General features: G+C 67.4%; 19 protein-coding genes, 1 tRNA gene and 1 riboswitch. Of the genes, 15 read left to right on the top strand and 5 right to left on the bottom strand.

What is annotated here, in order from left to right:
• Positions 1 to 47: 47 nt before the first annotated feature.
• From ACZ46S_RS16800 to ACZ46S_RS16785, 4 genes are read right to left on the bottom strand one after another with little or no spacing between them, the layout of a single operon-like run.
• Entirely contained in the window at positions 48 to 1,328 is a 1,281-nt protein-coding gene (locus ACZ46S_RS16800; protein WP_464062664.1) for a glycosyltransferase family 4 protein, read from the bottom strand.
• Positions 1,325 to 2,953, bottom strand: a complete 1,629-nt coding sequence (locus ACZ46S_RS16795; RefSeq protein WP_464062663.1) for a glycosyltransferase family protein — start codon at positions 2,951 to 2,953, stop codon at positions 1,325 to 1,327. The genes ACZ46S_RS16800 and ACZ46S_RS16795 overlap by 4 nt, the downstream gene beginning before the upstream one ends.
• Positions 2,954 to 2,982: 29 nt before the next feature.
• On the bottom strand, positions 2,983 to 3,429 hold the full coding sequence (locus tag ACZ46S_RS16790) for a copper chaperone PCu(A)C (RefSeq protein WP_464062661.1): 447 nt from the start codon (positions 3,427 to 3,429) through the stop codon (positions 2,983 to 2,985).
• Positions 3,426 to 4,085: a glutathione S-transferase gene (locus ACZ46S_RS16785; RefSeq protein WP_464062660.1), complete on the bottom strand. Its 660-nt coding sequence runs from the start codon at positions 4,083 to 4,085 to the stop codon at positions 3,426 to 3,428. The genes ACZ46S_RS16790 and ACZ46S_RS16785 overlap by 4 nt, the downstream gene beginning before the upstream one ends.
• Positions 4,086 to 4,180: 95 nt before the next feature.
• On the opposite strand from ACZ46S_RS16785, the gene folP reads away from it, so the two are divergent.
• The 14 genes from folP (at position 4,181) to ACZ46S_RS16715 (ending at position 18,139) form a co-directional block, all read left to right on the top strand.
• Entirely contained in the window at positions 4,181 to 5,020 is an 840-nt protein-coding gene (folP, locus tag ACZ46S_RS16780; protein ID WP_464062659.1) for a dihydropteroate synthase, read from the top strand.
• Positions 5,013 to 6,383: a phosphoglucosamine mutase gene (gene glmM, locus ACZ46S_RS16775; RefSeq protein ID WP_464062658.1), complete on the top strand. Its 1,371-nt coding sequence runs from the start codon at positions 5,013 to 5,015 to the stop codon at positions 6,381 to 6,383. Before folP ends, glmM begins: the two co-directional genes overlap by 8 nt.
• Positions 6,380 to 7,174: a bifunctional hydroxymethylpyrimidine kinase/phosphomethylpyrimidine kinase gene (gene thiD / locus ACZ46S_RS16770; protein WP_464062657.1), complete on the top strand. Its 795-nt coding sequence runs from the start codon at positions 6,380 to 6,382 to the stop codon at positions 7,172 to 7,174. The genes glmM and thiD overlap by 4 nt, the downstream gene beginning before the upstream one ends.
• Before the next feature lie 60 nt (positions 7,175 to 7,234).
• Positions 7,235 to 8,770: a methyl-accepting chemotaxis protein gene (locus tag ACZ46S_RS16765; protein ID WP_464062656.1), complete on the top strand. Its 1,536-nt coding sequence runs from the start codon at positions 7,235 to 7,237 to the stop codon at positions 8,768 to 8,770.
• A gap of 83 nt (positions 8,771 to 8,853) precedes the next feature.
• A tRNA-Arg gene (locus ACZ46S_RS16760) sits at positions 8,854 to 8,927 on the top strand.
• Positions 8,928 to 9,139: 212 nt separating this feature from the next.
• Positions 9,140 to 9,778, top strand: a complete 639-nt coding sequence (locus ACZ46S_RS16755) for a nitroreductase family protein (RefSeq protein ID WP_464062655.1) — start codon at positions 9,140 to 9,142, stop codon at positions 9,776 to 9,778.
• Positions 9,779 to 9,869: 91 nt separating this feature from the next.
• Entirely contained in the window at positions 9,870 to 10,193 is a 324-nt protein-coding gene (locus tag ACZ46S_RS16750; RefSeq protein ID WP_464062653.1) for a putative quinol monooxygenase, read from the top strand.
• A 13-nt stretch (positions 10,194 to 10,206) separates the two neighbouring features.
• Complete coding sequence (locus tag ACZ46S_RS16745) at positions 10,207 to 11,154, top strand: LysR family transcriptional regulator (protein ID WP_464062652.1); 948 nt, start codon at positions 10,207 to 10,209, stop codon at positions 11,152 to 11,154.
• An 85-nt stretch (positions 11,155 to 11,239) separates the two neighbouring features.
• Positions 11,240 to 12,121, top strand: coding sequence for an NAD(P)-dependent oxidoreductase (locus ACZ46S_RS16740; RefSeq protein WP_464062651.1), 882 nt, complete (start codon positions 11,240 to 11,242; stop codon positions 12,119 to 12,121).
• Positions 12,118 to 13,659: an aldehyde dehydrogenase family protein gene (locus ACZ46S_RS16735; protein WP_464062650.1), complete on the top strand. Its 1,542-nt coding sequence runs from the start codon at positions 12,118 to 12,120 to the stop codon at positions 13,657 to 13,659. Before ACZ46S_RS16740 ends, ACZ46S_RS16735 begins: the two co-directional genes overlap by 4 nt.
• Entirely contained in the window at positions 13,649 to 14,419 is a 771-nt protein-coding gene (locus ACZ46S_RS16730) for a serine O-acetyltransferase (RefSeq protein ID WP_464062649.1), read from the top strand. The genes ACZ46S_RS16735 and ACZ46S_RS16730 overlap by 11 nt, the downstream gene beginning before the upstream one ends.
• A complete protein-coding gene (locus ACZ46S_RS16725) occupies positions 14,416 to 15,291 on the top strand; it encodes a VOC family protein (protein ID WP_464062648.1) in 876 nt (291 codons plus the stop codon). The genes ACZ46S_RS16730 and ACZ46S_RS16725 overlap by 4 nt, the downstream gene beginning before the upstream one ends.
• A gap of 4 nt (positions 15,292 to 15,295) precedes the next feature.
• Entirely contained in the window at positions 15,296 to 16,723 is a 1,428-nt protein-coding gene (locus tag ACZ46S_RS16720; RefSeq protein WP_464062647.1) for a M20/M25/M40 family metallo-hydrolase, read from the top strand.
• 75 nt (positions 16,724 to 16,798) lie between these two features.
• Positions 16,799 to 18,139: a DUF3100 domain-containing protein gene (locus tag ACZ46S_RS16715; RefSeq protein ID WP_464062645.1), complete on the top strand. Its 1,341-nt coding sequence runs from the start codon at positions 16,799 to 16,801 to the stop codon at positions 18,137 to 18,139.
• A 90-nt stretch (positions 18,140 to 18,229) separates the two neighbouring features.
• Here ACZ46S_RS16715 and putA read toward each other — a convergent pair whose 3' ends face one another.
• Positions 18,230 to 21,802: a bifunctional proline dehydrogenase/L-glutamate gamma-semialdehyde dehydrogenase PutA gene (gene putA, locus ACZ46S_RS16710; RefSeq protein ID WP_464062644.1), complete on the bottom strand. Its 3,573-nt coding sequence runs from the start codon at positions 21,800 to 21,802 to the stop codon at positions 18,230 to 18,232.
• Positions 21,803 to 21,928: 126 nt separating this feature from the next.
• On the opposite strand from putA, the gene ACZ46S_RS16705 reads away from it, so the two are divergent.
• Positions 21,929 to 22,366 carry an Lrp/AsnC family transcriptional regulator gene (locus tag ACZ46S_RS16705; RefSeq protein WP_464062643.1) on the top strand — a complete coding sequence of 146 codons (438 nt, stop codon included), beginning with the start codon at positions 21,929 to 21,931 and terminating at the stop codon, positions 22,364 to 22,366.
• A gap of 41 nt (positions 22,367 to 22,407) precedes the next feature.
• Positions 22,408 to 22,528: riboswitch (TPP riboswitch) on the top strand.
• Positions 22,529 to 22,548: the final 20 nt, after the last annotated feature.

Below are 22,548 nucleotides of genomic sequence, written 5' to 3'. Positions count from 1 at the left end.
GTTTATTTTGACGCTGGCGCGTCAACCTAAACACATATTGCTCTAGATCACTCCGCCGCCAACGCCGGTTGGGCGAGCAAATTCGTGTAGAGATCCAGATACTGCGCCGCCATCTCTGTCCGCCCCGGCGGCGGGGTGATGGCGCGGTGCATCTTGTCCCATAATTTCGGCTCGGTCGCCGCCCGGCGCATGGTCTCGGCCAGGGCGCGGGCATCGCCCAGCTCGAACAGCAGCCCGGTCTCGCCATCGGCGACGCGCTCCGCCGGTCCGCCTTTGTTGGAGGCGATCACCGGCCGCCCGCAGGCCCAGGCTTCCGAGATCACCAGACAGAAAATCTCCCACCAGGTCGAGGGCACCACCACCCAATCCACCCGCGCCATGCGGGCGGCAAGCTGGCTGTGATGATAGCCGCCATTGAAACGCACGCGCTGCGCCTCCAAGGGCTTGGCGGCCTCCTTGGTGAAGAACGCCTCCATCTCCTGGCGGCGCTGCGGGCTGGCGAAATGCATGTTCTCGCCGTTGATCTCCAGCGAGAAATCACTGAACCCCTCGGCGCGCAGAATGGTCACCGCCTCCAGCAGCACATTGATGCCCTTGGCATCGATCAGCTGGCCGAAAAACCCGAACCGGTTGCGCGGAGTGGCGGCAGTTTCACGCACCGGCGCCGGCAGCTCCAGCCCGTTCGGCACATGCCGGAATTTCGCCGCCTCCAGCCCCCAATCGGCGAATATCTGGATCATGAAGCGGCTGGGCACGGTGAACAGATCCACCGCTGCCAGATGCGCCTTCATCCAATGTTCACGCAGGAAGAACTCTTCCGGGCTGCGCTGGGGCAGGCATTGGTGGCAGCGCACCTGGCTGGCCTTGTCGCAGAGCGCGCCATCGGTCTTGCGCACCATATGGCCATCCAACGCGCAGATGGTGAGAAACTCATGCGCGGTGAAGACGATTTTCGCCGCCGGCAAGGCGCTGCGCGCCAGCGAGAGATAATCGATGCCGTAGGTCATGAAATGGTGGAAATGCACCACATCCGGCTGAATCCGCCGCAGGAAATCCACAAAGGCTTCAGCCTGCAGCGGCAGCGGCAATTTCTGCCAGACATAATCATAATCATGGCTGAGGAAGAGAAACTCATCCGGCCGCCCATCGAAGCCGGTGATCCGCGCCCCGCTCTTGAACATCGCCGGGCTGTTATGGTCGGCCGAGCAGAGCAGGGTCGGGGCGATGCCGGGTGTGGCCCGCAGCGCCTGGAACAGCTCATAGGCCACCTGCTGGGAGCCGCCGCGCACCAGCTCGGGATGGTACATGGCGATGATCAGCACCTTCATGCCGGATCTCCTTGCAACGCCTCATGGGTGGGGCTTGGCCCCATCAGCGCGCGCGCCGCCAGCGCCCCCCAGCGATGATTGAACAGCCAGCGATTGACCGCCGCACCGCCCTCATGCTGGCTCTGCCGCGCCCCGCCTTTGCCTTCCAGATGATAAAACCGCAGATCGCTCTGGAAAGCCGGATGTCCGGCCTCCAGGCTGCGCAGGCACAAATCCGCATCCTCGTAATGGCCGAAGATGTAATCCTCGGAAAACCCGTCCAGCGTCTCGAACCAGTCCCGCGCGATCGACATGAACGCCCCGGTGATCGCCGGCACGCAACGCGGGCGCAGCAGCGCCGCATCCTGCGCCGGCGCGCCCTTGCCGTAATGCTCCACCCGCAACAGGGTCAGATCCTCCCGCCGCGCCATAGCAAAGCCGGGGCAGCGATCCGCCTCGAAATACATGCCCGCATGCATCAGCGCCCCGTCATCGTAATAAAGTGCGGCGCCGAGCAGCCGGGTCCGCGCGGACGGGGCGCTGGCGACGAGCTCCAGATGCCGCGCCATCTCGCCCGCCGCTTTCGGGAACACGTCCGGGTTCAACAGCAGCAGCCGTTCGGTGCGGGCATGGCTGGCGGCGAGATTATTGGCGGCCGCGAAGCCGGCATTTTCCGGCAGCAGGATCAGCGTGATGTCCAGCCCGTGGGTGAGATGGGCGATGCGCGCATCCTTCTGCAGCCGCGCCGCCAGCTCCGGGCTGTTGCAGACATAGATATATTCATACTCACCCGCCCGCGCCTGACGGGCCAGCAGCGCCTGCTGCAGGATCAGATAATCCGGCTTGCCGAACAGGCAGACGATGACGGAGCCGGCCAGCGCCCGCCCTGGCTGGTGAAACCGCTCGATATAAGGCGCGCTCACCGCGCGGCGGGTCAGCATCCGGCTGAAATCCACCAGCTGTTCGCCAATCCCGGCCTCGATCGCGGCGACGGCGTTGAAATAGCTCGGTCCCGGATAATGCCCGCTGGCCAGCTGCTGTAGCACGATATCGCGCAGCGCCAGATCCTCCATCGGCTCGATGCTGACGATCATCGCCAGCTCGGCGCCGGATTTCAGCCGCATCACCAGATTGCATTTGCCCGGCATCAAACGCTGCCCGGCATAGAGAAAGCCCCAGAAGCCGATGGCGTGCGGCTGCTGCAACCCCACCGCCTTCTCCGCATCCGGCCGGCGGGTGCGCGCCAGCCCGGCGGCGGAAAACGCCATCGACCAGCCGGCGACGTAAAGCTCGATCGCATCCAGCCGGTCCAGCGCGTCATTCACCCAGCCAATGACATAGAGCCCGCCGGAGGCGGAGAGCTGCACCGCGTCGATCGCTCCGGCAGGCACGCGCGGCGCGGCATCCGCCTGGCCGGGACGGGCGGTGATGATGACGCGATCCCGCGGCAGCCCGCCAGGGGTGAAGGCAAGCCGGCCCTCGGCGCGGCCATAATGCTCATAATGCTCGCGCCCGGAGCGGAACTTGCCTTCCGCCACCGCCACCAGCACGTCCGGGTTCAGGCGCAGATAGGTCTGCTCGTCGAAATCCGGCGGCATCGGCGCCAAGGCCTGGCCCTTCGCCGGCTTTTTGCCTCCCTCACTCATGCCACTCTCCGCCCAGACGCATCACAGCCTCATTTTTGCTTTGGCGGCTTCACCTCGTTGAGGAACGCCCCCACCTGCCCCGCCTGCTGAAAGGTCAGCGCGCAGGGCATGATGCTCCCGCGCTGCACCGGATAGCGCAGCCCGCTGAGGGCGAAATAATCGCCGCCGGGTGCCAGCGTGACACTCTGCCGGGCCGGGATGCGCAGCTGCGCCAGCGGCTTGCCGTCCTTGTCCAGCAGCGTCGTTTTGTCGGCGTTGCTGCAATCCCAGCCGGTCAGCACATCGTCGGTCGAGCCGTCATTATGGATCTGCAGAAAGCCCTCCGTGCTGGTCTGCTTATCCTTGGTCATATAGACCGAGCCATGATCCACCCGGATATTGATCGCCGGGGTAGTGGTGGCGGCGAAAGCGCTCTGCCCCACAAGCAGGGGGGCGGCCAGAACCGGCAAGGCCAGCAGAGTTTTACGCGACTTCATGCGAGGCTCTCATATTTCTCGAGTTTCCAGGAGTCGGGTTCTTTTGCCGCGATCTCGTACCATTCCGCAACCAAGGGATGTGCGCGGACCGCGGCGCAATAGGCCTTGGAGGCGTCCGAGAGGGCCGGCTGGAAGGTGAGGAAGCGCGCCACCACGGGGGCGTACATCGCATCGGCGGCGTTGAAGTCCGCCCCGAACAGGAACGGGCCACCAGCGCCGAATTTCGAACGGGTTTCGGCCCAGATCGCCTCGATGCGGGCGATATCGGCCAGGCTCTCTTCCGTGCGGCCCAGCCCGGCATAATCCGGGCGGCCCAGCACCATTGGCATGGCCATGCGCAAGGCGCGGAAGCCCGCATGCATCTCGGCGGCGATGGCGCGGGCATGCGCCTTGGCCAGGCGCTCTTGCGGCCACAGGCTAGGGGTGATCTCGGCGCAATATTCGGCGATGGCGAGGCTCTCCCACACGCGCGCCCCGTCATGCTCCAGCCAGGGCACCATGCCGCTGGGCGAAACTTTCTTCACCTCCGGGGAGTCGCCACCGGCCAGCGGCACGAAAATCTCCTGCGCCGGCAGCCCGGCCAGCCGCACCAGCAGAAAGCCGCGCAACGACCAGGAGGAATAGCGCGCCGTGCCCAGATAAAGCTTCGCCGTCATTCAGCATCTCCTTTGAACCTGCTCCCAGCAAAGGCCATATCCCCCGGCGTGTGGCAAGGCTGGCCCCGGCGCGGCGCGGCATGATACGGGCCGGCATGGCAGACGCACCGAAATTCTGGGCCGGACTGGCGCTGACGCGGCCGCTGGTAATGGGAATCCTCAATGTCACACCGGACTCCTTCTCCGACGGCGGCGCCCATGACAGCGCCGAGGCGGCCATCGCCGCCGGGGCAAGGATGCTGGCGCAAGGGGCCGATATTCTCGATATTGGCGGCGAGAGCACCCGGCCCGGCGCGGCTCTGGTGACGCCGGCGGAAGAAATCGCCCGCATCCTGCCTGTGGTGCGCGCCTTGGCGGCGCAAGGCGCGGTGATCTCGCTGGATACGCGCAATGCCGCGACCATGGCGGCCGGGCTGGAAGCGGGGGCCAGGATCGTCAATGACGTCTCTGGCCTGCGTCACGATCCCGCTGCGGCAAGGCTGGTGGCGCAAACCGGCTGCCCGGTGGTGCTGATGCATATGCGCGGCACACCGGAGACGATGAACAGGCTGGCGGTCTATGACGATGTGGTCAGCACGGTGGAAGCCGAGCTGCTGGCGGCGCGCGACGCGGCCCTCGCCGCCGGGATCGCCCCCGCGCAGATCTGCCTGGACCCTGGGCTGGGCTTTGCCAAGATCGGCGCGCAGAACATCGCGCTGCTGAAGGCCACCGCCCGGCTGGCCGCCCTTGGCCATCCGCTGCTCATCGCGCTCTCGCGCAAGCGGTTTCTGGGCGAGATCTCCGGCGAAACCGAAGCCGCGAAGCGCGACCCGGAGAGCCTCGCCGCCGCGGCCTATGCCGTGAGCCAAGGGGCGCATATATTGCGCGTGCATGACGTGGCCGGGACCGTGAAAGCCTTACGGGTCTGGCGGAGTTTAGAGAGAGACGATGGATAAACAGCCCCAACGCCGCCTGTTCGGAACCGACGGGATTCGCGGCACCGCCAATAAAGCGCCGATGACGGCGGAAATGGCGCTCCGGCTCGGCCAGGCGGCCGGGCTGCTCTTCACGAGGGGCAAGCACCGGCACCGTGTGATCATCGGCAAGGATACCCGCCTTTCCGGCTATATGCTGGAACCGGCGCTGACCGCCGGCTTCATCTCGGCGGGGATGAACGTGACCCTGGCCGGGCCGCTGCCGACGCCTGCGATCGCGATGCTCACCCGCTCGCTGCGGCTGGATCTGGGCGTGGTCATCTCCGCCTCGCATAACCCGTTCGAGGATAACGGCATCAAGCTGTTCGGCCCGGATGGCGCCAAACTCTCGGACGAGACCGAGGCCGAGATCGAGGCGCTGATGGCCGAAGACCTTTCGGAGCGCATGGCCCCGCCGGAGAAATTGGGCCGCGCGGCGCGGCTGGTGGATGCCGCCGGGCGCTATATCGAGGCGGCGAAGTTTTCGCTGCCCCGCGGCTTGCGGCTGGATGGGCTGCGCATCGTGCTCGATTGCGCGCATGGCGCCGCCTATAAAGTCGCCCCGGCGGCGTTGTTCGAGCTGGGGGCGGAGGTGATCCCGCTCGGCGTCTCGCCCGACGGCTTCAACATCAACCGCGAGGCCGGGTCCACCGCGCCGAGGGCGCTCTGCGAGGCGGTGCTGGAACATCACGCCGATATCGGCATCGCGCTGGATGGGGATGCGGACCGGGTGATTTTGGCCGATGAGCGCGGCGAGATTATCGATGGCGACCAGATCCTCGGGCTGATCGCGCGCGATATGGCGCAGGCGGGCAATCTGCGCGGCGGCGGCATCGTCGCCACGGTGATGTCCAATCTCGGGCTGGAGCGGTTTCTGGCCGGGCATGACATGGCGCTGATCCGCACCAAGGTCGGCGACCGTTATGTCGCCGAGGCGATGCGGACCAAGGGCTATAATCTGGGCGGCGAGCAGTCCGGCCATGTGATCCTCTCGGATTTCGCCACCACCGGGGATGGGCTGGTGGCGGCGTTGCAGGTGCTCTCGGTGCTGGTGCGCTCGGGCCAACGCGCCTCCGAGGCCTGCCGGGTGTTCGCGCCGCTGCCGCAGCTTTTGCGCAATGTCCGCTATCGCGGCGCCTCGCCGCTGGCGCTGCCGCACATCAAGACCGCCATCGAGGAGGCCGCCAAGCGGCTGGAAGGCACCGGCCGGGTGCTGATCCGCCCCTCAGGCACCGAGCCCTTGATCCGGGTGATGGCCGAAGGCGAGGATCAAGGACTGATCGAGGAGATCGTCGAGGGTCTGTGCGGCGAGATCGCCGCCGCCACCGCGCAGGCGGCGGAATGATCGCGCGTATCCTCACCGTCGCCGGCTCGGATTCCGGCGGCGGGGCCGGGATCGAGGCGGATCTGAAAACCATCACCGCGCTCGGCGGCTATGGCTGCACCGCCATCACCGGCCTGACCGCGCAGAACACGCTGGGGGTGCGGGATGTGCACCCGGTGCCGCCCGCCTTCGTGGCGCTGGCGATGCGCTGCGTGATCGAGGATATCGGTGTCGATGCGGTCAAGCTCGGCATGCTGACCAATGAGGGCATCATCCGCGCCGTGGCGGACACGCTGCCCGAAGCCGTGCCAGTGGTGCTGGACCCGGTGATGGTCGCCACCTCAGGCGCCGTGCTGCTGCCCGATGAGGCGATCACGGCGCTGATCGAAACGCTGATCCCACGCGCGGCGCTGATCACCCCGAATCTGCCGGAAGCGGCGAAGATCACCGGGCTGCCGGTGAGCACGCAGGCAGAGCGCCTGGCCGCCGGGCAGCGCCTGCTGGAGATGGGGGCGAAGGCGGCGCTGATCAAAGGCGGGCATGGCACGGGGGCGGCGCTGACCGATCTGCTGGTGATGCCGGATGGCATCGTCGAGATTACCCTGCCGCGGATCGAGAGCCGCAACACCCACGGCACCGGCTGCACCATGTCCTCGGCCATCGCCACCTCTCTGGCGCAGGGGCTGGATCTGGAGGCCAGCGTGCGCCGGGCGCGGGACTATCTGCAGGCGGCCATCGCCACCGCGCCGGGGCTGGGGGCCGGGCATGGACCGGTCAATCATCTCGTTTCGATCGAGGCCATTCGGCTTTAATCCGATCTTAAAAGCGGCCTGCTGTATTGCCCGTACCTTCAACAAGCACGAGCAAGCCGCATGTCCATGATCAAGGCGTTGAACGACCGGCTGAGTTTCATCAAACTATCCGAGCATTTGCGCACCCGGCTACGGGGCGCGAAGCCCGTCGTCATGGCGGCGCTGCCGGAGGCGCTGGACGCCTCCTACACGCAAATCCGCAAAACCCCCGAGGCCGCGAAATTCTTCGCCTCGGAGGAGATGATGCGCCACGCCAAGGAAAAGCAGCGCGCCCATTGGGACGGCATTACCGATGGCCGGCTGGACGAAGCCTATGGCCGCGCCGTCACTTTCATCGGCGAGGTGCATGCCAGGATCGGGCTGGAGCCGCGCTGGTATATCGGCGGCTATAACATCGTGCTGGAGCATCTGCTCACCGCGCTGCTGGAAGCGCGCTGGCCCAAGGCGCGCTTCGGCGCGGCGCAAAACCAGATGCGCCAGCAGGCGATCGAGGAGGCCGTCGCCGTCACCAAGACGACGCTGCTCGACATGGAAATGGCAATCACCGTGTATCTGGAGGTCTCCGACCGCGCCCGCCTGGCCGCCGAGACCAAGGCGCGGGAAAATGCCGCCGCGGTGGTGCGGACGATGAGCCAGGCGATGGAGGCGATGGCGGCGGGCGATCTCACCCACCGCATCGGCAACACCATGCCGGCGGATTATGACCGGCTGCGCGATGATTTCAACGCCGCGCTGGACAAGCTCGCCACGACGATGCTCAGTATCCAGAATTCCTCGCGCACCATCAACGGCAATATCGAGGAGCTGTCCCAGGCGGCGGACAACATGGCGCAGCGCACCGAGCAGCAATCCGCCAGCCTGCTGGAATCCACCACCGCGCTGAACGTGCTGACCGAAGGCCTGCGCAAGATGGCCGGCGGCGCCGCGGAAGCGAACAAAATGGTCAGCCACGTGAATGCCGGGGCGGCGAATTCGCGCAATGTCGTCGCCGAGGCGGCCAGGGCGATGGGCCAGATCGAAAACTCCTCGCGCGAGATCGGGCAGATCATCGGGCTGATCGACGATATCGCCTTCCAGACCAATTTGCTGGCGCTCAATGCCGGGGTAGAGGCAGCGCGCGCCGGCGATGCCGGGCGGGGTTTCGCCGTCGTCGCCTCCGAGGTCCGCGCCTTGGCGCAACGCTCCGCCGAAGCCGCGAAAGCGATCAAGGAACTGATCTCCACCAGCTCCTCGCAGGTCAATCAAGGTGTCGATCTCGTGCGCAAGACCAGCGACACGCTGGATGGCATTATGGGCGCGGTCGGGCAGATCGACGGGGTGATCTCCGACATCGCGAATACAGCCGCCAACCAGTCCGGTGGCCTGAGCGAGGTGAACGAGGCGCTGGGGCAGATGAGCAATGCCGTGCAGCAAAGCACCGCGATGGTGGAGGAAACCACCGCCGCCGTGCATTCTCTGCGGGTGGAGATCGACGGGCTGAACGCGTCGCTGGCGGCGTTCCGCCTGGGCAGCAACGCCTCCGCCCCGCCCAGCCTCAACCGCCTGCCAACCCCTGCGCGCCGGCGCGTGAACGCCCAGGCGGCAAGCCGGGTTTGAAATCCGTCGAAGTCGGGCTAAAGAGAACCGCCTTGGCCAGGTCCGGCAGCGCCGGAAACCAGCCGAGGCAGTCTTTTTCTTATGTCTCCGTAGCTCAGCAGGATAGAGCACAGGATTCCTAATCCTGGGGCCGTGGGTTCGAATCCCGCCGGGGACATTCCACCCTGCCCGACAGCGCCTCGGCCCCGCCCACCTCTTGCCACGCATAGACCTGGCCGCTGTGTCCATCGGCGCCGCGTCCATGGGTGATGAAACGCTACACTCGCCAAAATTCCGCACAGGGGGTTGTGGCCGGCTTTGATCGTTCCAAATCTCCGAACCATCGGCCGCAGGGACCAGACACCGGCCCTGCATGATGAAGGATATTCGATGACGAGCTTGAACGAACGGCTTTCCTGGCGCTATGCGACAAAGACCTTTGACCCGTCCCGGCAGGTGCCGGCGGAAAAACTGAACGCCATTCTGGAAGCCGTGCGTCTGGCGCCGACCTCCAGCGGGCTGCAGCCCTTCGAGCTGCTGGTGGTCACCAACCCCGAGATCCGCGCGAAAATCCGCGCCGTTGCCTGGAACCAGGCGCAGGTGACGGATTGCTCGCATCTGCTGGTCTTCGCCGCCTGGGACGATATCACCCCTGAGCGCGTGAACATGATGTTCGATCTCACCAACGAGGTGCGCGGCTTCAAGAACGAAGGCTGGGAAGCCTACCGGCAGAAACTGCTCGGCATCGTCGCCGAACGCGGCACCGAGGCGAATTACCAGGCCGCCGCGCGCCAGGCCTATATCGGGCTCGGCGCGGCGCTGATCGCCGCCGCCTTCGAGGAGGTGGACGCCACCCCGATGGAAGGCTTCGACCCCGAGGCGGTGGATGAGATTCTCGGGCTGAAAGCGCGGCATCTGCGCAGCGTGCTGCTGCTGCCGCTGGGCTACCGCGCGGCTGAGCGCGACTGGCTGGTGAATTTGCAAAAGGTCCGGCGTCCGGCGGAACAATTCATCAGCTACATGGCATAACACGCTATCCTGGCAGCGGCGCGCCCGCGCCGCTGCCGCAAGCCGGGTTTTTCTGTTTGCGCGGACCGTCCCTTGCACCTATGGCTTGCGCATGACCGCAGCCCCCTCTCCCCCCCTGCTCAGCAGCTTGATCATCCTGCGGGCGAAGCCAGGGCGCGAGAACGCCATCCGCGAGGCGCTGCTGGATCTGACGGAGCTGACCGGGCTGCAGGTGCCGGGCACGATGCAGCTGAGCCTGGTTCAGGATCCGCACGATGCCGGGCTGTTCGCCCTCACCGCCCGCTGCCGGGACGAAGCCGCGCTCTCCGCCTACCATAATTCCGACCCGATGAACCGCTTCCTGTTTTTCGCCCGCGATCTGCTGGACGGGCCGATGACCCGCGTCGCCGGGCCCGAGCTGTTCGCCTTGGGCTGAGCCGGGAGCCCCCATGCCGCCCGCGCCCGATGCCGCCCGCCCGCTCAACGACCGCGCCTTGCGCTATTTCCTGGCGGTGGTGCGGTTGGGCTCGATCCGCGCCGCCGCCGAGGCGCTGCATGTCGCGCCCTCGGCGATCAGCCGGCAGATCGCGGAGCTGGAGGCGAGTTGTGGCGCGCTGCTGCTGGAGCGCCTGCCCCGCGGCGTGGTGGCGACCGAGGCCGGGCGGCTGGTCGCCGAGCACGCCCAACGCCAGCAGGATGAAGCCACCGCCCTCACCGACAGGCTGCGCCAGCTGCGCGGGCTGCAGCAGGGCATTGTGCAGATTTGCTGCGGCGCGGGGTTTCTGCCGGACCTGATGGAAAACGCCCTGGCCGGGTTCACCCGGGCGTTTCCCGGCATAAGCTACCGCATCGTGCTCGGCACCACGGATGCGATCACCGCCGCCGTCGCCGCCGGCGAAACCGATATCGGCCTTGCCTACAACCCCACCGCCCATGCGGATGTGCGCACGGTGGTGAAGGCGCATCAGCCTTTGCGCGCCATTCTGCCGCCGGGGCATGAGATGACGGGGCACCGCAAGCCCGTCAGCCTGCGCAGCTTCGCCTATGAGGCGACGGCGCTGCTGCCGGCCGATCACGGCATCCGCCAGCTCATTGGCCGGGCGGAGGCGAATGGCGGCTTCCGGCTGATCGCCAGGCTGGAGAGCGCCTCCTTCGAAGCGCACAGGCAGTTCGTGACCGCCGGCATGGGGGTGGCGTTTCTGCCGGAATTCGTGGTGTTTCCGGAGCTGCGGGACAGGCTGGTGACGGCACTGCCGCTCTCCGATCCGCTGCTGGCCGAGGCCATGGTGCATTTGCAGGTGCGCGTCGCCCGGCGGCTGCCGGCGGCCACGGAAACGCTGCTGCATTGGCTGGGGGAGCGGCTGCTCGCACTGCACCCAGCACCGTCGTTGCCGTAAAAGCAACAGATCCGTCGAAATTAAGTTCTTTTACTGAACGCTCCTGACCGCGAAGCTCCTGCCCAGACCAAGGGGTGTATCGCATATGGAATTACGCAAGATCGGCGTTGTCGGGCTGGGCAATATGGGGTTCGGCATGGCCGCCTCGCTCAAGCGCGCCGGCTTTGAGGTGCTGGGCTTCGATATCAGCCAGGCCCGCCGGGCGGTGATCGAAGCCGAAGGCATCGTCTTCATCGAGGACCAGCTGGCTTTGCTGCGGCAGGTGGACGCGGTGGTGTTCTCCCTGCCCTACGCCCGTGATGTGGAGGCCGTGGTCACCGCCGAGGGGGGCCTGCTCAGCCGCAAGGATGCCTCGGTGCTGGTGATCGACACCTCCACCTCGGATCCCGGCACCACCCGCCGCCTCGCGGCCTCGCTGGAAGCCGCCGGGCATGGGCTGCTGGACGCGCCGGTCAGCGGCGGCCCCTCCGGTGCGGCCTCGGGCAGCCTGACGATGATGATCGGCGGCACCGAGGCCGATGTGGCCCGGGCTGAGAAGGTGCTGGCGGCGATGTCCGCCAAGGCCACCCATGTCGGCCCCAGCGGGGCGGGCAATATCGCCAAGCTGGTGAATAATCTGCTGGTGGCGGCACACCTCGTCACCACCGGCGAGGCAATGCGCCTCTCCGCCGCCGCCGGGCTCGCCCCGGAAGAAGCGCTGAAGGTGGTGAACGCCGCCACCGGCCGCTCGGCGATCAGCGAAGTGATGTATCCGCGCTGGGTGCTGCCGGCCAGCTTCGATAGCGGCTTCTCCGCCGGGCTGATGCGCAAGGATGTGCGTCTGGCGATCGAGCTGGCCGAGGAAAGCGGCGTGGCGCTGCCGCTCAGCCAGCATGTCAAGCAGCTCTGGCAGGAGGCTGGCTGGCTCGCCGACCAGGATGATTTCACCCGCATGGCGGATTACCGCGATCGCAAGGAGATGGCATGATGCCTGACAATGTTACCATGAGCCACGCCGCCGCGCGTGTTGAGGCGCTGATCGGCCAGCTGCTGGGCGGCAGGATGGGCAGCTATATCGCCGGCGAGATCGTCCCCGGCACCGGCGCTGCCCTCACCCTCACCAACCCGGCCGATGGCCAGACCCTGCTGAGCTTCCCGGATGCTGGTGCGCCGGTGGTAGAGCAGGCGATGCAGGCCGCACGCGGTGCGCAGCGCGCCTGGATGGCACAGACCGCCGCCGCCCGTGGCCGGGCGATGAACGAGATCGCCCGCCTGGTGCGCGCCAATGCCGAAGCTTTGGCCGAGCTGGAAATGCTCTCCGCCGGCAAGCCGATCCGCGACACCCGCGGCGAGGTCGCCAAGGTGGCGGAGATGTTCGAATATTACGCCGGCTGGGCGGATAAGCTGCATGGCGAGGTCATCCCCGTCCCCAGCTCCCACCTCAACTATACCCGCCCGGAGCCGCTGGGCACCGTGGTGCAGATCACCCCGTGGAACGCGCCTATCTTCACCGCCGGCTGGCAGATCGCCCCCGCCATTTGTGCGGGCAATGCCGTGGTGCTGAAGCCCTCCGAGCTGACCCCGCTGACCACGCTGGCTTTGGGCGCGCTGTGCGACCAGGCCGAGGGTCTGCCGCGCGGCCTGGTCTCCATCCTGGCCGGTGCCGGCCCCACCACCGGTGCCGCCGCCGTTGCCCACCCTGATACGCGCCTGGTCGTGTTCGTCGGCTCCGCCGAGGCGGGCGCGCAGATCGCCGCCGCCGCCGCGCGCAACATCGTGCCGAGCGTGCTCGAGCTGGGCGGCAAATCCTCCAACATCGTCTTCGCGGATGCTGACATTGAGCGTGCCCTCATCGGCGCCCAGGCCGCCATTTTCGGCGGTGCCGGGCAAAGCTGCGTGGCGGGCTCGCGCCTGCTGGTGGACCGGCGCATCCATGCCCAGTTCGTCGAGCGTCTGGCGGCTGCGGCGGCGAAAATCCCGTTCGGCCTGCCGAGCGACCCCGCCACCCAGATCGGCCCGATCAATAATCGCCGCCAGTTCGAGAAGATCGGCGCGATGGTGGAGGCGGCCCAGCAGAGCGGTGCGCTGCTGGCCACCGGCGGCGGCTGCCCGGACGCGCTTCGTGCCAGCGGCGGCTATTTCTATGCCCCCACCATCCTGGCGGATGTGGCGCGCGATGCGCTGATCGCCCGCGAGGAAGTGTTCGGCCCGGTGCTCGCCGTGCTGCCCTTCGAGGACGAGGCGGATGCGGTGGCGCTGGCCAACGACACACAATACGGGCTGGCGGGCGCGGTGTGGACGCAGGACCCCGGTCGCGCCCACCGCGTTGCGGGTGCGGTGCGGGCCGGCACCTTCTGGATCAACGGCTACAAGACCATCAATGTCGCCTCGCCCTTCGGCGGGTTCGGGCGCTCCGGTTTTGGCCGCTCCTCCGGGCGCGAGGCGCTCTCCGCCTATACCCAGGTGAAGAGCGTCTGGGTTGAGACCGCCGCCAACCCCGCCGCGCCGTTCGGCTATGTCGGCTAATACCCCCGGCTGGGCCGAATTGCGGGCGGATGCCAAGGCTGGCCTTGGCACAGCGCCCGATCTCGGCCCCATCCTGGCGCCGCTGCTGGCGGCGCGCAGCCCGGCCGAGGGGCTGGCCGGCCTGCTCAGCCGGCTGCCGCCGGCCAATTGGCTGCCCACCGAGCGGCTGCGTGCCATCGCCCTGGCCGCCTACGCCGCCGCCCCGGACGCGGTGGCGGCGAGTTTCGCTGATCTGGAGACCATCCACCGGCTGAATTTCGAGCCGGGCGGGCGGCTGGGCATCTGGCTGGGCGGGCGCGGCTTTCATATTCTCGCCGCTTGGCGCGTCGCCCATGCGCTCTGGATGTCCGGCCAGCAGGCACTGGCGCTGGCCTGGAAGACCGGCGCGGGCGTGCTGGGGGCTGACATTCATCCCGCCGCGCAAATCGGCCCCGGTATTTTTCTGGATCACGGCATCGGCGTGGTCATCGGCGAGACCGCGGTGATCGAGCCTGAGGTTTGCCTCTGGCACGGCGTCACGCTGGGCAGCACGCTGATGCAGGAGGACGACCGCCATCCGAAAATCCGCCGCGGCGCCATTCTCGGCGCCGGTGCCACCATCCTCGGCAATATCGAAATCGGCGAGGGCGCGGTGGTTGCCGCCGGCAGCATGGTGCTGGCCGCTGTCCCCCCCTTCACCACCGCCGCCGGCAACCCGGCCAAGCCGCGCGCCTCCTATGCCCATCCTTACGGCTATACGAAAAAGGATCTCCCGCTTTGACTGCTCTGCCCGGCATCGACCACCCGCTCATCCTGGTCCGCGACATCGAGGCCGCCCGCGCCTTCTACGGCACGCTGGGCTTCACCCTCACCCCGGTCGGCAAGCATCCCTGGGGGACCAGCACCAGCCTGGCGGTGATGGAACGCTGTGCGCTGGAGCTGATGGGCGTCTATGACGAGACGCTGATCGACAATCTCGAAATCGGCGGCTTCGCCTTCGGCCGGCACATGCATGAGGCGCTGGCCGAGCGCGAGGGCATGTCCCTGATCGCCCTGCACAGCAAGGACAGCCGTGGCGATGCGGCGCAGCTGAAAGCGCGCGGCCTGCTCAGCCAGGGCCCGGTGGATTTCCGCCGCAAGGTCCGCCCGCCGGGAGGTGAGTGGGACGAGGCGGTGGTCTCGCTGGATATCTTCCTCGACCCGTCTCTGCCCCGCGCCTCGCACTTCCTGGCCCAGCAGCACAAGCCGCATCTGCTCTGGGTGCCGGAATGGATGCAGCACGCCAATGGCGCGCATCACATCGCCGCCGTCACCTATCTGGCGCCGGCGCAGGAGAAGGTGCTCGCGCGCCTCACCGCCATGTTTGGCCCCGCAAATCCCGGCCCCGCCGGCTGGGAGGTGCCGACCGGCCAGGGCGTGTTCCGTGTCCTGCACCCAGGGGATTGGAGCGCGGTCTATGCCGACACGCCGCGTCCGGCGCTGGCGCCCAACGTGCCGGCAGGGGCGGCGATCGACATTGCGGTGAAGGATCTGGCGGCGGTGCGCGCACTGCTGGCGCAGGCCGGGCACGATGTCTGCGAAACCGCCTCCGGCCCGGCGCTGCGCGATGTCGCCGCCTGCGGCAACGTCGCCATCCGCTTCGTGAAAGGCTGAGCCTATGACCTCCCGCATCGAAGCGCTCCAAAACGCTGCCGCCGCCTTCGATGCAGGGGCGTTCGAGCGACGCCTGGCCGGGCTCGTCGCCATTCCCAGCGCCTCGCAGGACCCCGCGCGCGCGCCGGCGTTGGAGCGTTATCTCCAGCAGGGTATCGGCCCCTGGCTGGATGCGCTGGGCTTTCATTGGGAGCTCCACCCCAACCCGAAACCGGGAGCCGGGCCGATTTTGCTGGCCGAGCGGCTGGAGGCCGACGAGCTGCCGACCGTGATCACCTACGGCCATGGCGACACGGTGCGCGGCATGGAGGCGCAATGGAGCGCCGGGCGCACGCCATGGGAATTGCGCCATGAGCCGCACCCGGACGGCGCGCGCTGGTATGGGCGCGGCAGCGCCGACAATAAGGGCCAGCACGCCATCAATCTGTTCGCGCTCGAACAGGTGCTGAAGGCGCGCGGCGGCCGGCTGGGGGCGAATGTGAAGCTGGTGCTGGAAACCGGCGAGGAGGTGGGCTCGCCGGGCCTGCGCGATTTCGTCGGCGCCAACGCCAAGCGCCTCGCCGCCGACGTCTTCATCGCCAGCGACGGCCCGCGCGTGACGCCGACGACACCAACTTTGGCCACCGGCACGCGCGGAAATTATCATTTCGACCTGGTGGTCGCCCCGCGCAAAGGCGGCGTGCATTCCGGCCATTGGGGCGGGCTGACCAACGACCCCGCCATCGTCCTCGCCCATGCGCTGGCTTCGATCGCGGACCGCCAGGGCCGGATGCTGGTGGAAGGCTGGCGCCCTGCCCCGCTCTCGCCGGAAATCCGTGCCATGCTGGCCGATTGCCCGGTGGATATGGGCGGCGAGGCGGCGAAGCTGGAGCCGGGCTGGGGCGAGCCCGGCCTCTCCCCGGCCGAGAAACTCTATGCCTGGAACAGCTTCATCGTGCTGGCCATGCTCTGCGGCGCGCCGGAGGCCCCTGCCAACGCCGTCGCCCCGCGCGCCCACGCCCATTGCCAGATCCGCTACGTGCCGCAGACCGACCCGCAGACGCTGATGCCGGCGCTGCACGCGCATCTGGACGCGGCGGGCTTTCCTGAGGTGAAAATCGAAAACCCGCGCATCGGCATGCCGGGCAGTGCGGCCGATGCCGGCGACCCCTGGGTGGGCTGGGCCGTCGCCAGCATGGGGCGCGCGCTGGGCCACAAGATTCAACAAATTCCAGCGACGTCCGGCGGCATGCCGGGGGATGTGTTCCAGGACCATCTGGGCACAACGCTGATCTGGATTCCCCATGGCCATAATGGTTGCCAGCAGCACGGGCCGGACGAGCATCTGCTGGTGGCCGCGGCGCGGGAGGGCGTGCTCGCCTTCGCCGGGTTGTGGTGGGACCTCGGCACCCCCGAGACCGCAGAGGGTGCGCCGCCACGAAGAGGGCGGTGAAGCAACAAGGACGATCAACAGGACCACACGGTTCCCAACTTTTTTGCGGTGCCGAGGCGGCACGAGGAGTGAGACATGGAAAACACCACGATTTACGAGGGCACCGCGCCGCCGGCGCAGGGCAATCTCTTCACCAGCTGGACGGTACATGGCTGGGCGCTGGCGATGACGCTGATCGCCGAGCTGATCGGGCCGATCAATGTGCCGCTGGGCAGCACCAAGGTCACGTTGCTGCCGCTGGTCTGGGGCATGCTGCTCGGCATTTTCGCCGGCATCATCTCCACCAGGCTGCCGCAGGGGCTGGGCGTGCGCCGGGCCGAGCAGCAGAAGGCCTCCGCCATCATCCAGGTCGCGGTGCTGATCTTCGTGGCCGATCTGGCGCTGCTGGTGGGGGCGGCACTGCCGAAACTGATCCAGTCCGGCTGGGCGCTGGTGTTCCAGGAGCTGGGCCATTTCCTCGGCACCATCATCATCGCGCTGCCGCTGGCCCTGCTGCTCGGCATCAAGCGTGAAGCGGTGGGCGCCACATACTCGGTCGGGCGTGAGCCGAACCTTGCCATCATCGGCGAGAAATACGGCATGAGTTCGCCGGAAGGGCGCGGCGTGCTGGCGGAATATGTCACCGGCACTGTGGTTGGCGCGGTGTTCATCTCCGTGCTCGCCAGCCTGATCGCCAGCACCGGCCTGTTCAACCCGCTGGCCCTGGCGATGGGCGCGGGGGTTGGCTCCGGCTCGATGATGGCGGCGGCGACCGGCGGTATCGTCGCGCAGTCTCCCTCTGGCATGGCGCATGACATTGCGGCGTTCGCAGCGGCCTCGAACCTGATCACCACGACGGTCGGCACCTATTTCACCTTGTTCATCTCGCTGCCTTTGGCGAATTTCATCTATCGCACGCTGGAGCCGATGATCGGCCGCAAGGCGGTGACCGGCCAGCCGGATGCGAGCCTGTCGGTGCATGACGCCAAGGAAATCGCGATCGGCTGGGGCACCATGGTCGGGCTGCTGGCGATCGTCGCCTTCATCGCGCTCGTCGCCGGCAACTGGATCACCTACAAGACCGCGCCGCAGGCGGCTCTGCTCGGTACGGTCATCATCGTCGCGGTGGCGGCGGTCGGCGCGACACTGGCCCGCTTCCTGCCGGTGAAGATCCCGGCCGTGTTCTGGGCGACGCTGATCGGCATGGCGCTGAACGCGCCGTTCTGGCCTGGCGCCCACATGATGACCGTGCTGACCGGGAAGATGCACTTCCTGGCGCTGGCGACGGTGGTGCTGACCTATGCCGGCATGTCGCTGGCCAAGGACATCCCGCTGTTCAAGGCGCTGGGCTGGCGCATCGTGCTGGTCTCGCTGGTCGCCAATGCCGGCACCTTCATTTTCGCGAGCCTGATCGCGGAAGTCACTCTGCCGAAATAAAGTTCACATAATTTTTGAGGTTCGAAGGGCGTTTTTCCAAAAACGCCCTTCGAGACAGCGGGGCGCCCCATCGGAGCGCCCTGTATTCTGTCAGAGCATCATCAAACTCGCATTCCCGCCGGCCGCGGCCAGATTGACCGACAGCGAAACCTCCTCCACCAGAAATTCCGGCCGATAGGGCAGCGCCTGATCGCCGCGCAGCGCATGCACCGGCAGCACCGCCCCCGGCCGTGTGGCGATTTCCTCTGTTACAGCCTTCACATTTTCGCCTTCGGCCAGCACCGCCGCGACCTCATCCGCGCGGGCGGTGAAATAGCCTGCCAGCGCCGGCGGCAGAGCCGGGAGCGCCATGCCCTCCACACAGCCCCGATTGCCGGTGGCGAGACAGGCGATGATCTGCGCGTAGAGCCCGTTCAGCGTGGCTGGCCGCAACAGCAGCGCGCCACGCGGATGCAGCTTGTAGCGGTTGCGCTCGCCAACCGGGCCGTGCAGGTCCAGCACCACGCCGGGGAGCGGGGATGCCGCATAGAGCCGGGCCAGGGATGCGGCCTCATCCTCGCCCGCCGCGTCTGCCCAGGCGATGAAGTCGAGCAGCGGCGCGGGTGCCGGCGCGTGGAAGGGCGGCAAGGCGGGGTCCTGCACCAGGCGGCTGAGATAAAGCGGCCCGCCGGCTTTCGGCCCGGTGCCGGAGAGGCCCCGCCCGCCAAAAGGCTGCACCCCGACCACGGCGCCGACCATGTTGCGGTTGACATAGAGATTGCCGGCCTTGATCCGCGATGTCACCGCCGCCTCGGTGGCGGCGAGGCGGGTATGCAGGCCGAAGGTGAGGCCGTAGCCGGTGGCATTGATGGCGGCGATCAGGCTGGGCAGACCGGCACGGCGATAGCGCAGCACATGCAGCACCGGGCCGAAGACTTCGCGCTGGAGCTGGGCGATATCGTCGATCTCGATCAGAGCCGGGGCAACGAAATGCCCCTGCCCGTCCGGCGCGGTAAGGCGGGTAATTGGCGCGCCGGATTTTCGTAGCGCTGCGATATGGGCTTCGATGCCGGTTTTCGCCTCGGCCGAGATGACCGGGCCGATATCCACCGCCAGCGCGTCCGGCCGCCCGAGGCGCAGCTCCGCCATCGCGCCTTTCAGCATGCTGAGGATGCGATCCGCCGCCTCTTCCTGCAGGCACAGCACCCGCAGCGCCGAGCAGCGCTGGCCGGCGCTGTCGAAGGCGGAGAGCAGCACGTCCGCCACCACCTGCTCGGGCAAAGCGGTGGAATCAACGATCATCGCGTTCTGGCCACCGGTTTCGGCGATCAGCGGGATGGTCTGGCCGGTCGCGGTGAGGCGTCCGGCGAGTTGCGCCTGGATCAGCCGGGCGACCTCGGTGGAGCCGGTGAACATCACCGCCGCCGTCTCGGGCGCGGCGACCAGGCCAGCGCCGATGGCGCCATCGCCCGGGAGAAGCTGCAAGGCCTCGGGCGGAATGCCGGCTTCGTGCAGAATCGCCACCGCCTGTGCGGCGATCAGCGGCGTTTCCTCGGCCGGTTTGGCCAGCACGGCGTTGCCCGCCGCGAGCGCGGCCGCGATCTGGCCCGTGAAGATGGCCAGCGGGAAATTCCAGGGACTGATGCACACCACCGGGCCGAGCGGGGCCTGGCCGTCTTGCAGGGTGGCGCGTGCCTGCAGGGCGTAATAGCGCAGGAAATCCACCGCCTCGCGGATTTCGGCGATGGCGTTGGGCATGGTTTTGCCGGCCTCGCGGATGATCAGGCCCAACAAGTCGGTCGAACGCGCCTCCAGCAGATCGGCGGCACGCTCCAACGCGGCGGCGCGCAGGGCGACGGGCTCAGCGTGCCAGTTTGCGGCGGCGGCGGCGCGCATGGCTTTGGGGATTTGCGCCGGGGTGGCGTCGCGGACGTCACCGACGATGTCGTCGAGATCAGCTGGGTTCAGCACCAGGCGCGGCGCGCTGCCCGCTTGCGCCGGGGCGGCGTGCCAGCGCGTGGCGGCACTTTCCCGCAAGCCGGCGGAGAGGCGGGCGAGGGTGATTTCATCGCTGAGATCAAGCCCGCAAGAATTGCGACGATCAGGATAGAGCGCGCCAGGGGCTGCGATTTTCTCATGCGGCGCGCCAGGGAGCGGGGATGCGGCCAGCGTCTCGGCCGGATCGGCCACCAAGGCTGCGACCGGCACCGCCGGGTCGGCGATGCGGTTGACGAAGGAGGAGTTGGCGCCGTTTTCCAGCAGCCGGCGCACCAGATAGGCCAGCAGCGTTTCATGCGTGCCGACCGGCGCATAGATGCGGCACGGGCGCTCCCCCACCACCTGCTCGTAAAGCGGCTCACCCATGCCATGCAGGCACTGGAATTCATATTGGCCGTCATGGAAATCCGGCCCGGCGAGGCGGTGGATGGTCGCCAGCGTCTGCGCATTATGCGTGGCGAATTGCGGGAAGATCGCATCCGGGGCGGCGAGCAGCGCGCGCGCGCAGGCGATGTAGGCGACATCGGTATGCAGCTTGCGCGTATAGACCGGGAAATCCGCCAGCCCGTCCTGCTGGGCGCGTTTGATCTCGGCATCCCAGTAGGCGCCCTTGACCAGCCGCACCATCAGCCGGCGCTTGGCGCGCCGCGCCAGATCGACCAGCCAGGCGATCACGAAAGGGCAGCGCTTGCCATAGGCCTGAATGACGAAGCCCAGCCCCTGCCAGCCCGCCAGCGCCGGATCCAGCGCCAGCGCCTCCAGCAGATCGAGCGAGAGCTCCAGCCGGTCGGCTTCCTCGGCATCGATGTTCAGTCCGATATCGTAGCGCTTCGAAAGCAACGCCAGAGCGCGGAGCCGCGGCAGCAGCTCGGCCATCACCCGCCCGGCCTGGGCGCGGCCATAGCGCGGATGCAGGGCCGAGAGCTTGATCGAGATGCCTGGCCCGGCAATGACGCCCCTGCCCGCGGCGTCCTGGCCGATGGCGTGGATCGCGGCCTCATATTCGGCGAAATAGCGTGCGGCATCCTGCGCCGTCAGCGCCGCCTCGCCCAGCATGTCGTAGCTGTAGCGAAAGCCTTTGGCCTCAAACGGGCGGCCATGGGATAGCGCCTCCTGAATGGTCTGGCCGCTGACGAAGGCGGCCCCCAGATGACGCATGGCGCGGTCCATCGCGGCGCGGATCAGCGGTTCGCCGGCGCGCCCCGCCAGGCGGGTAAGGGCAGCCCCCAGGCTGGCCTCGGTATGCGGGGCCACCAGCCGGCCGGTGAGTGCCAGCCCCCAGGACGCCGCGTTAACGAACAGGCTTTTCTCAGCCCCCAGATGCGCGCCCCAATCGCCGCCGACGAGTTTGTCGCGGATCAGCGCATCGCGCGTTGGGGCGTCGGGGATTCGCAGCAGCGCCTCGGCCAGGCACATCAGCGCGATGCCCTCCTCGCTGGAGAGGGCGTAATCCTGCATCAAAGCCGCCATCGAGCTGGCGGGTTTCTGCGCCCGCAGGCGGGTGACCAGGGCGATGGCGGTTTGCGCGATGGCGGCGCGATCTTCAGGCGCCAGCGTGGCGGCCGCGAGCAACGGCGCCATGCACTCTGGCTCGGCGCGGCGAAAGCCAGCGGTGATGGCCTGGCGCAAGGCGGTTTGCGGGGCGATGGGCGGTGCAAAAGCAGCGAAAAGCGGGGCTTGGATCATGAAGCATGGCTTAACATGCGCTGCCAAGGCGATTTGCCTTATAATGTCCAAAGAAAACAGATTTAAGGCTTATTTTGTTTGTATTTTTAGGTGAAAATTATGAAAAAGTCAGTTTCTATAGCCGATTTGGATGAATTCGACCACAAGCTCCTCGCTTTACTCTCCCGCGATGGGCGGATGAGCGTCACCGCCCTTGCGGCGCAGGTCGGCCTCTCCAAAACCCCCTGTCAGGCGCGGCTGAAAAAGCTGCAAGAGAGCGGGGTGATCACCGGGTTTCGCGCGGTGCTGGACAGTGCGCGGCTCGGCCTCACCCATATCGCCTTCACCGAGATCAAGCTCTCCGACACGCGCGAGGCGGCGCTGAGCCAGTTCAACGCGGCGGTGCGGCGCATCCCCGAGGTGGAGGAATGCCATATGATCGCGGGGTCGTTCGATTATCTGCTGAAAGTTCGCACCGCCGATATTCAGCGCTATCGCGAGGTCCTGGGCGAAGCAATCTCGGCGCTGCCCTTCGTCGCCTCCAGCTCCACCTACGTGGCGATGGAAACCGTGAAGGAACGCTGAGCCGGGCGGGCTTGACAACCTTGCCGTGCGGGTGCTCCCTTGCCCGCACCGAGGGGGGCTCTGCGAGAGAGCTGAGATGTGGCCAGGGGCTTTGCCCACCGCCGCGGACCCTTTGAACCTGATCCGATTAACATCGGCGGAGGGACGGGGGATGAATTCGTGAATCCATTGACCCGTGTTCC

It is taken from the genome of Acidocella aluminiidurans (assembly GCF_055383125.1).
Note: the sequence above shows the minus strand (reverse complement) of the source record. Positions and strands in the feature narration are given on the sequence as shown.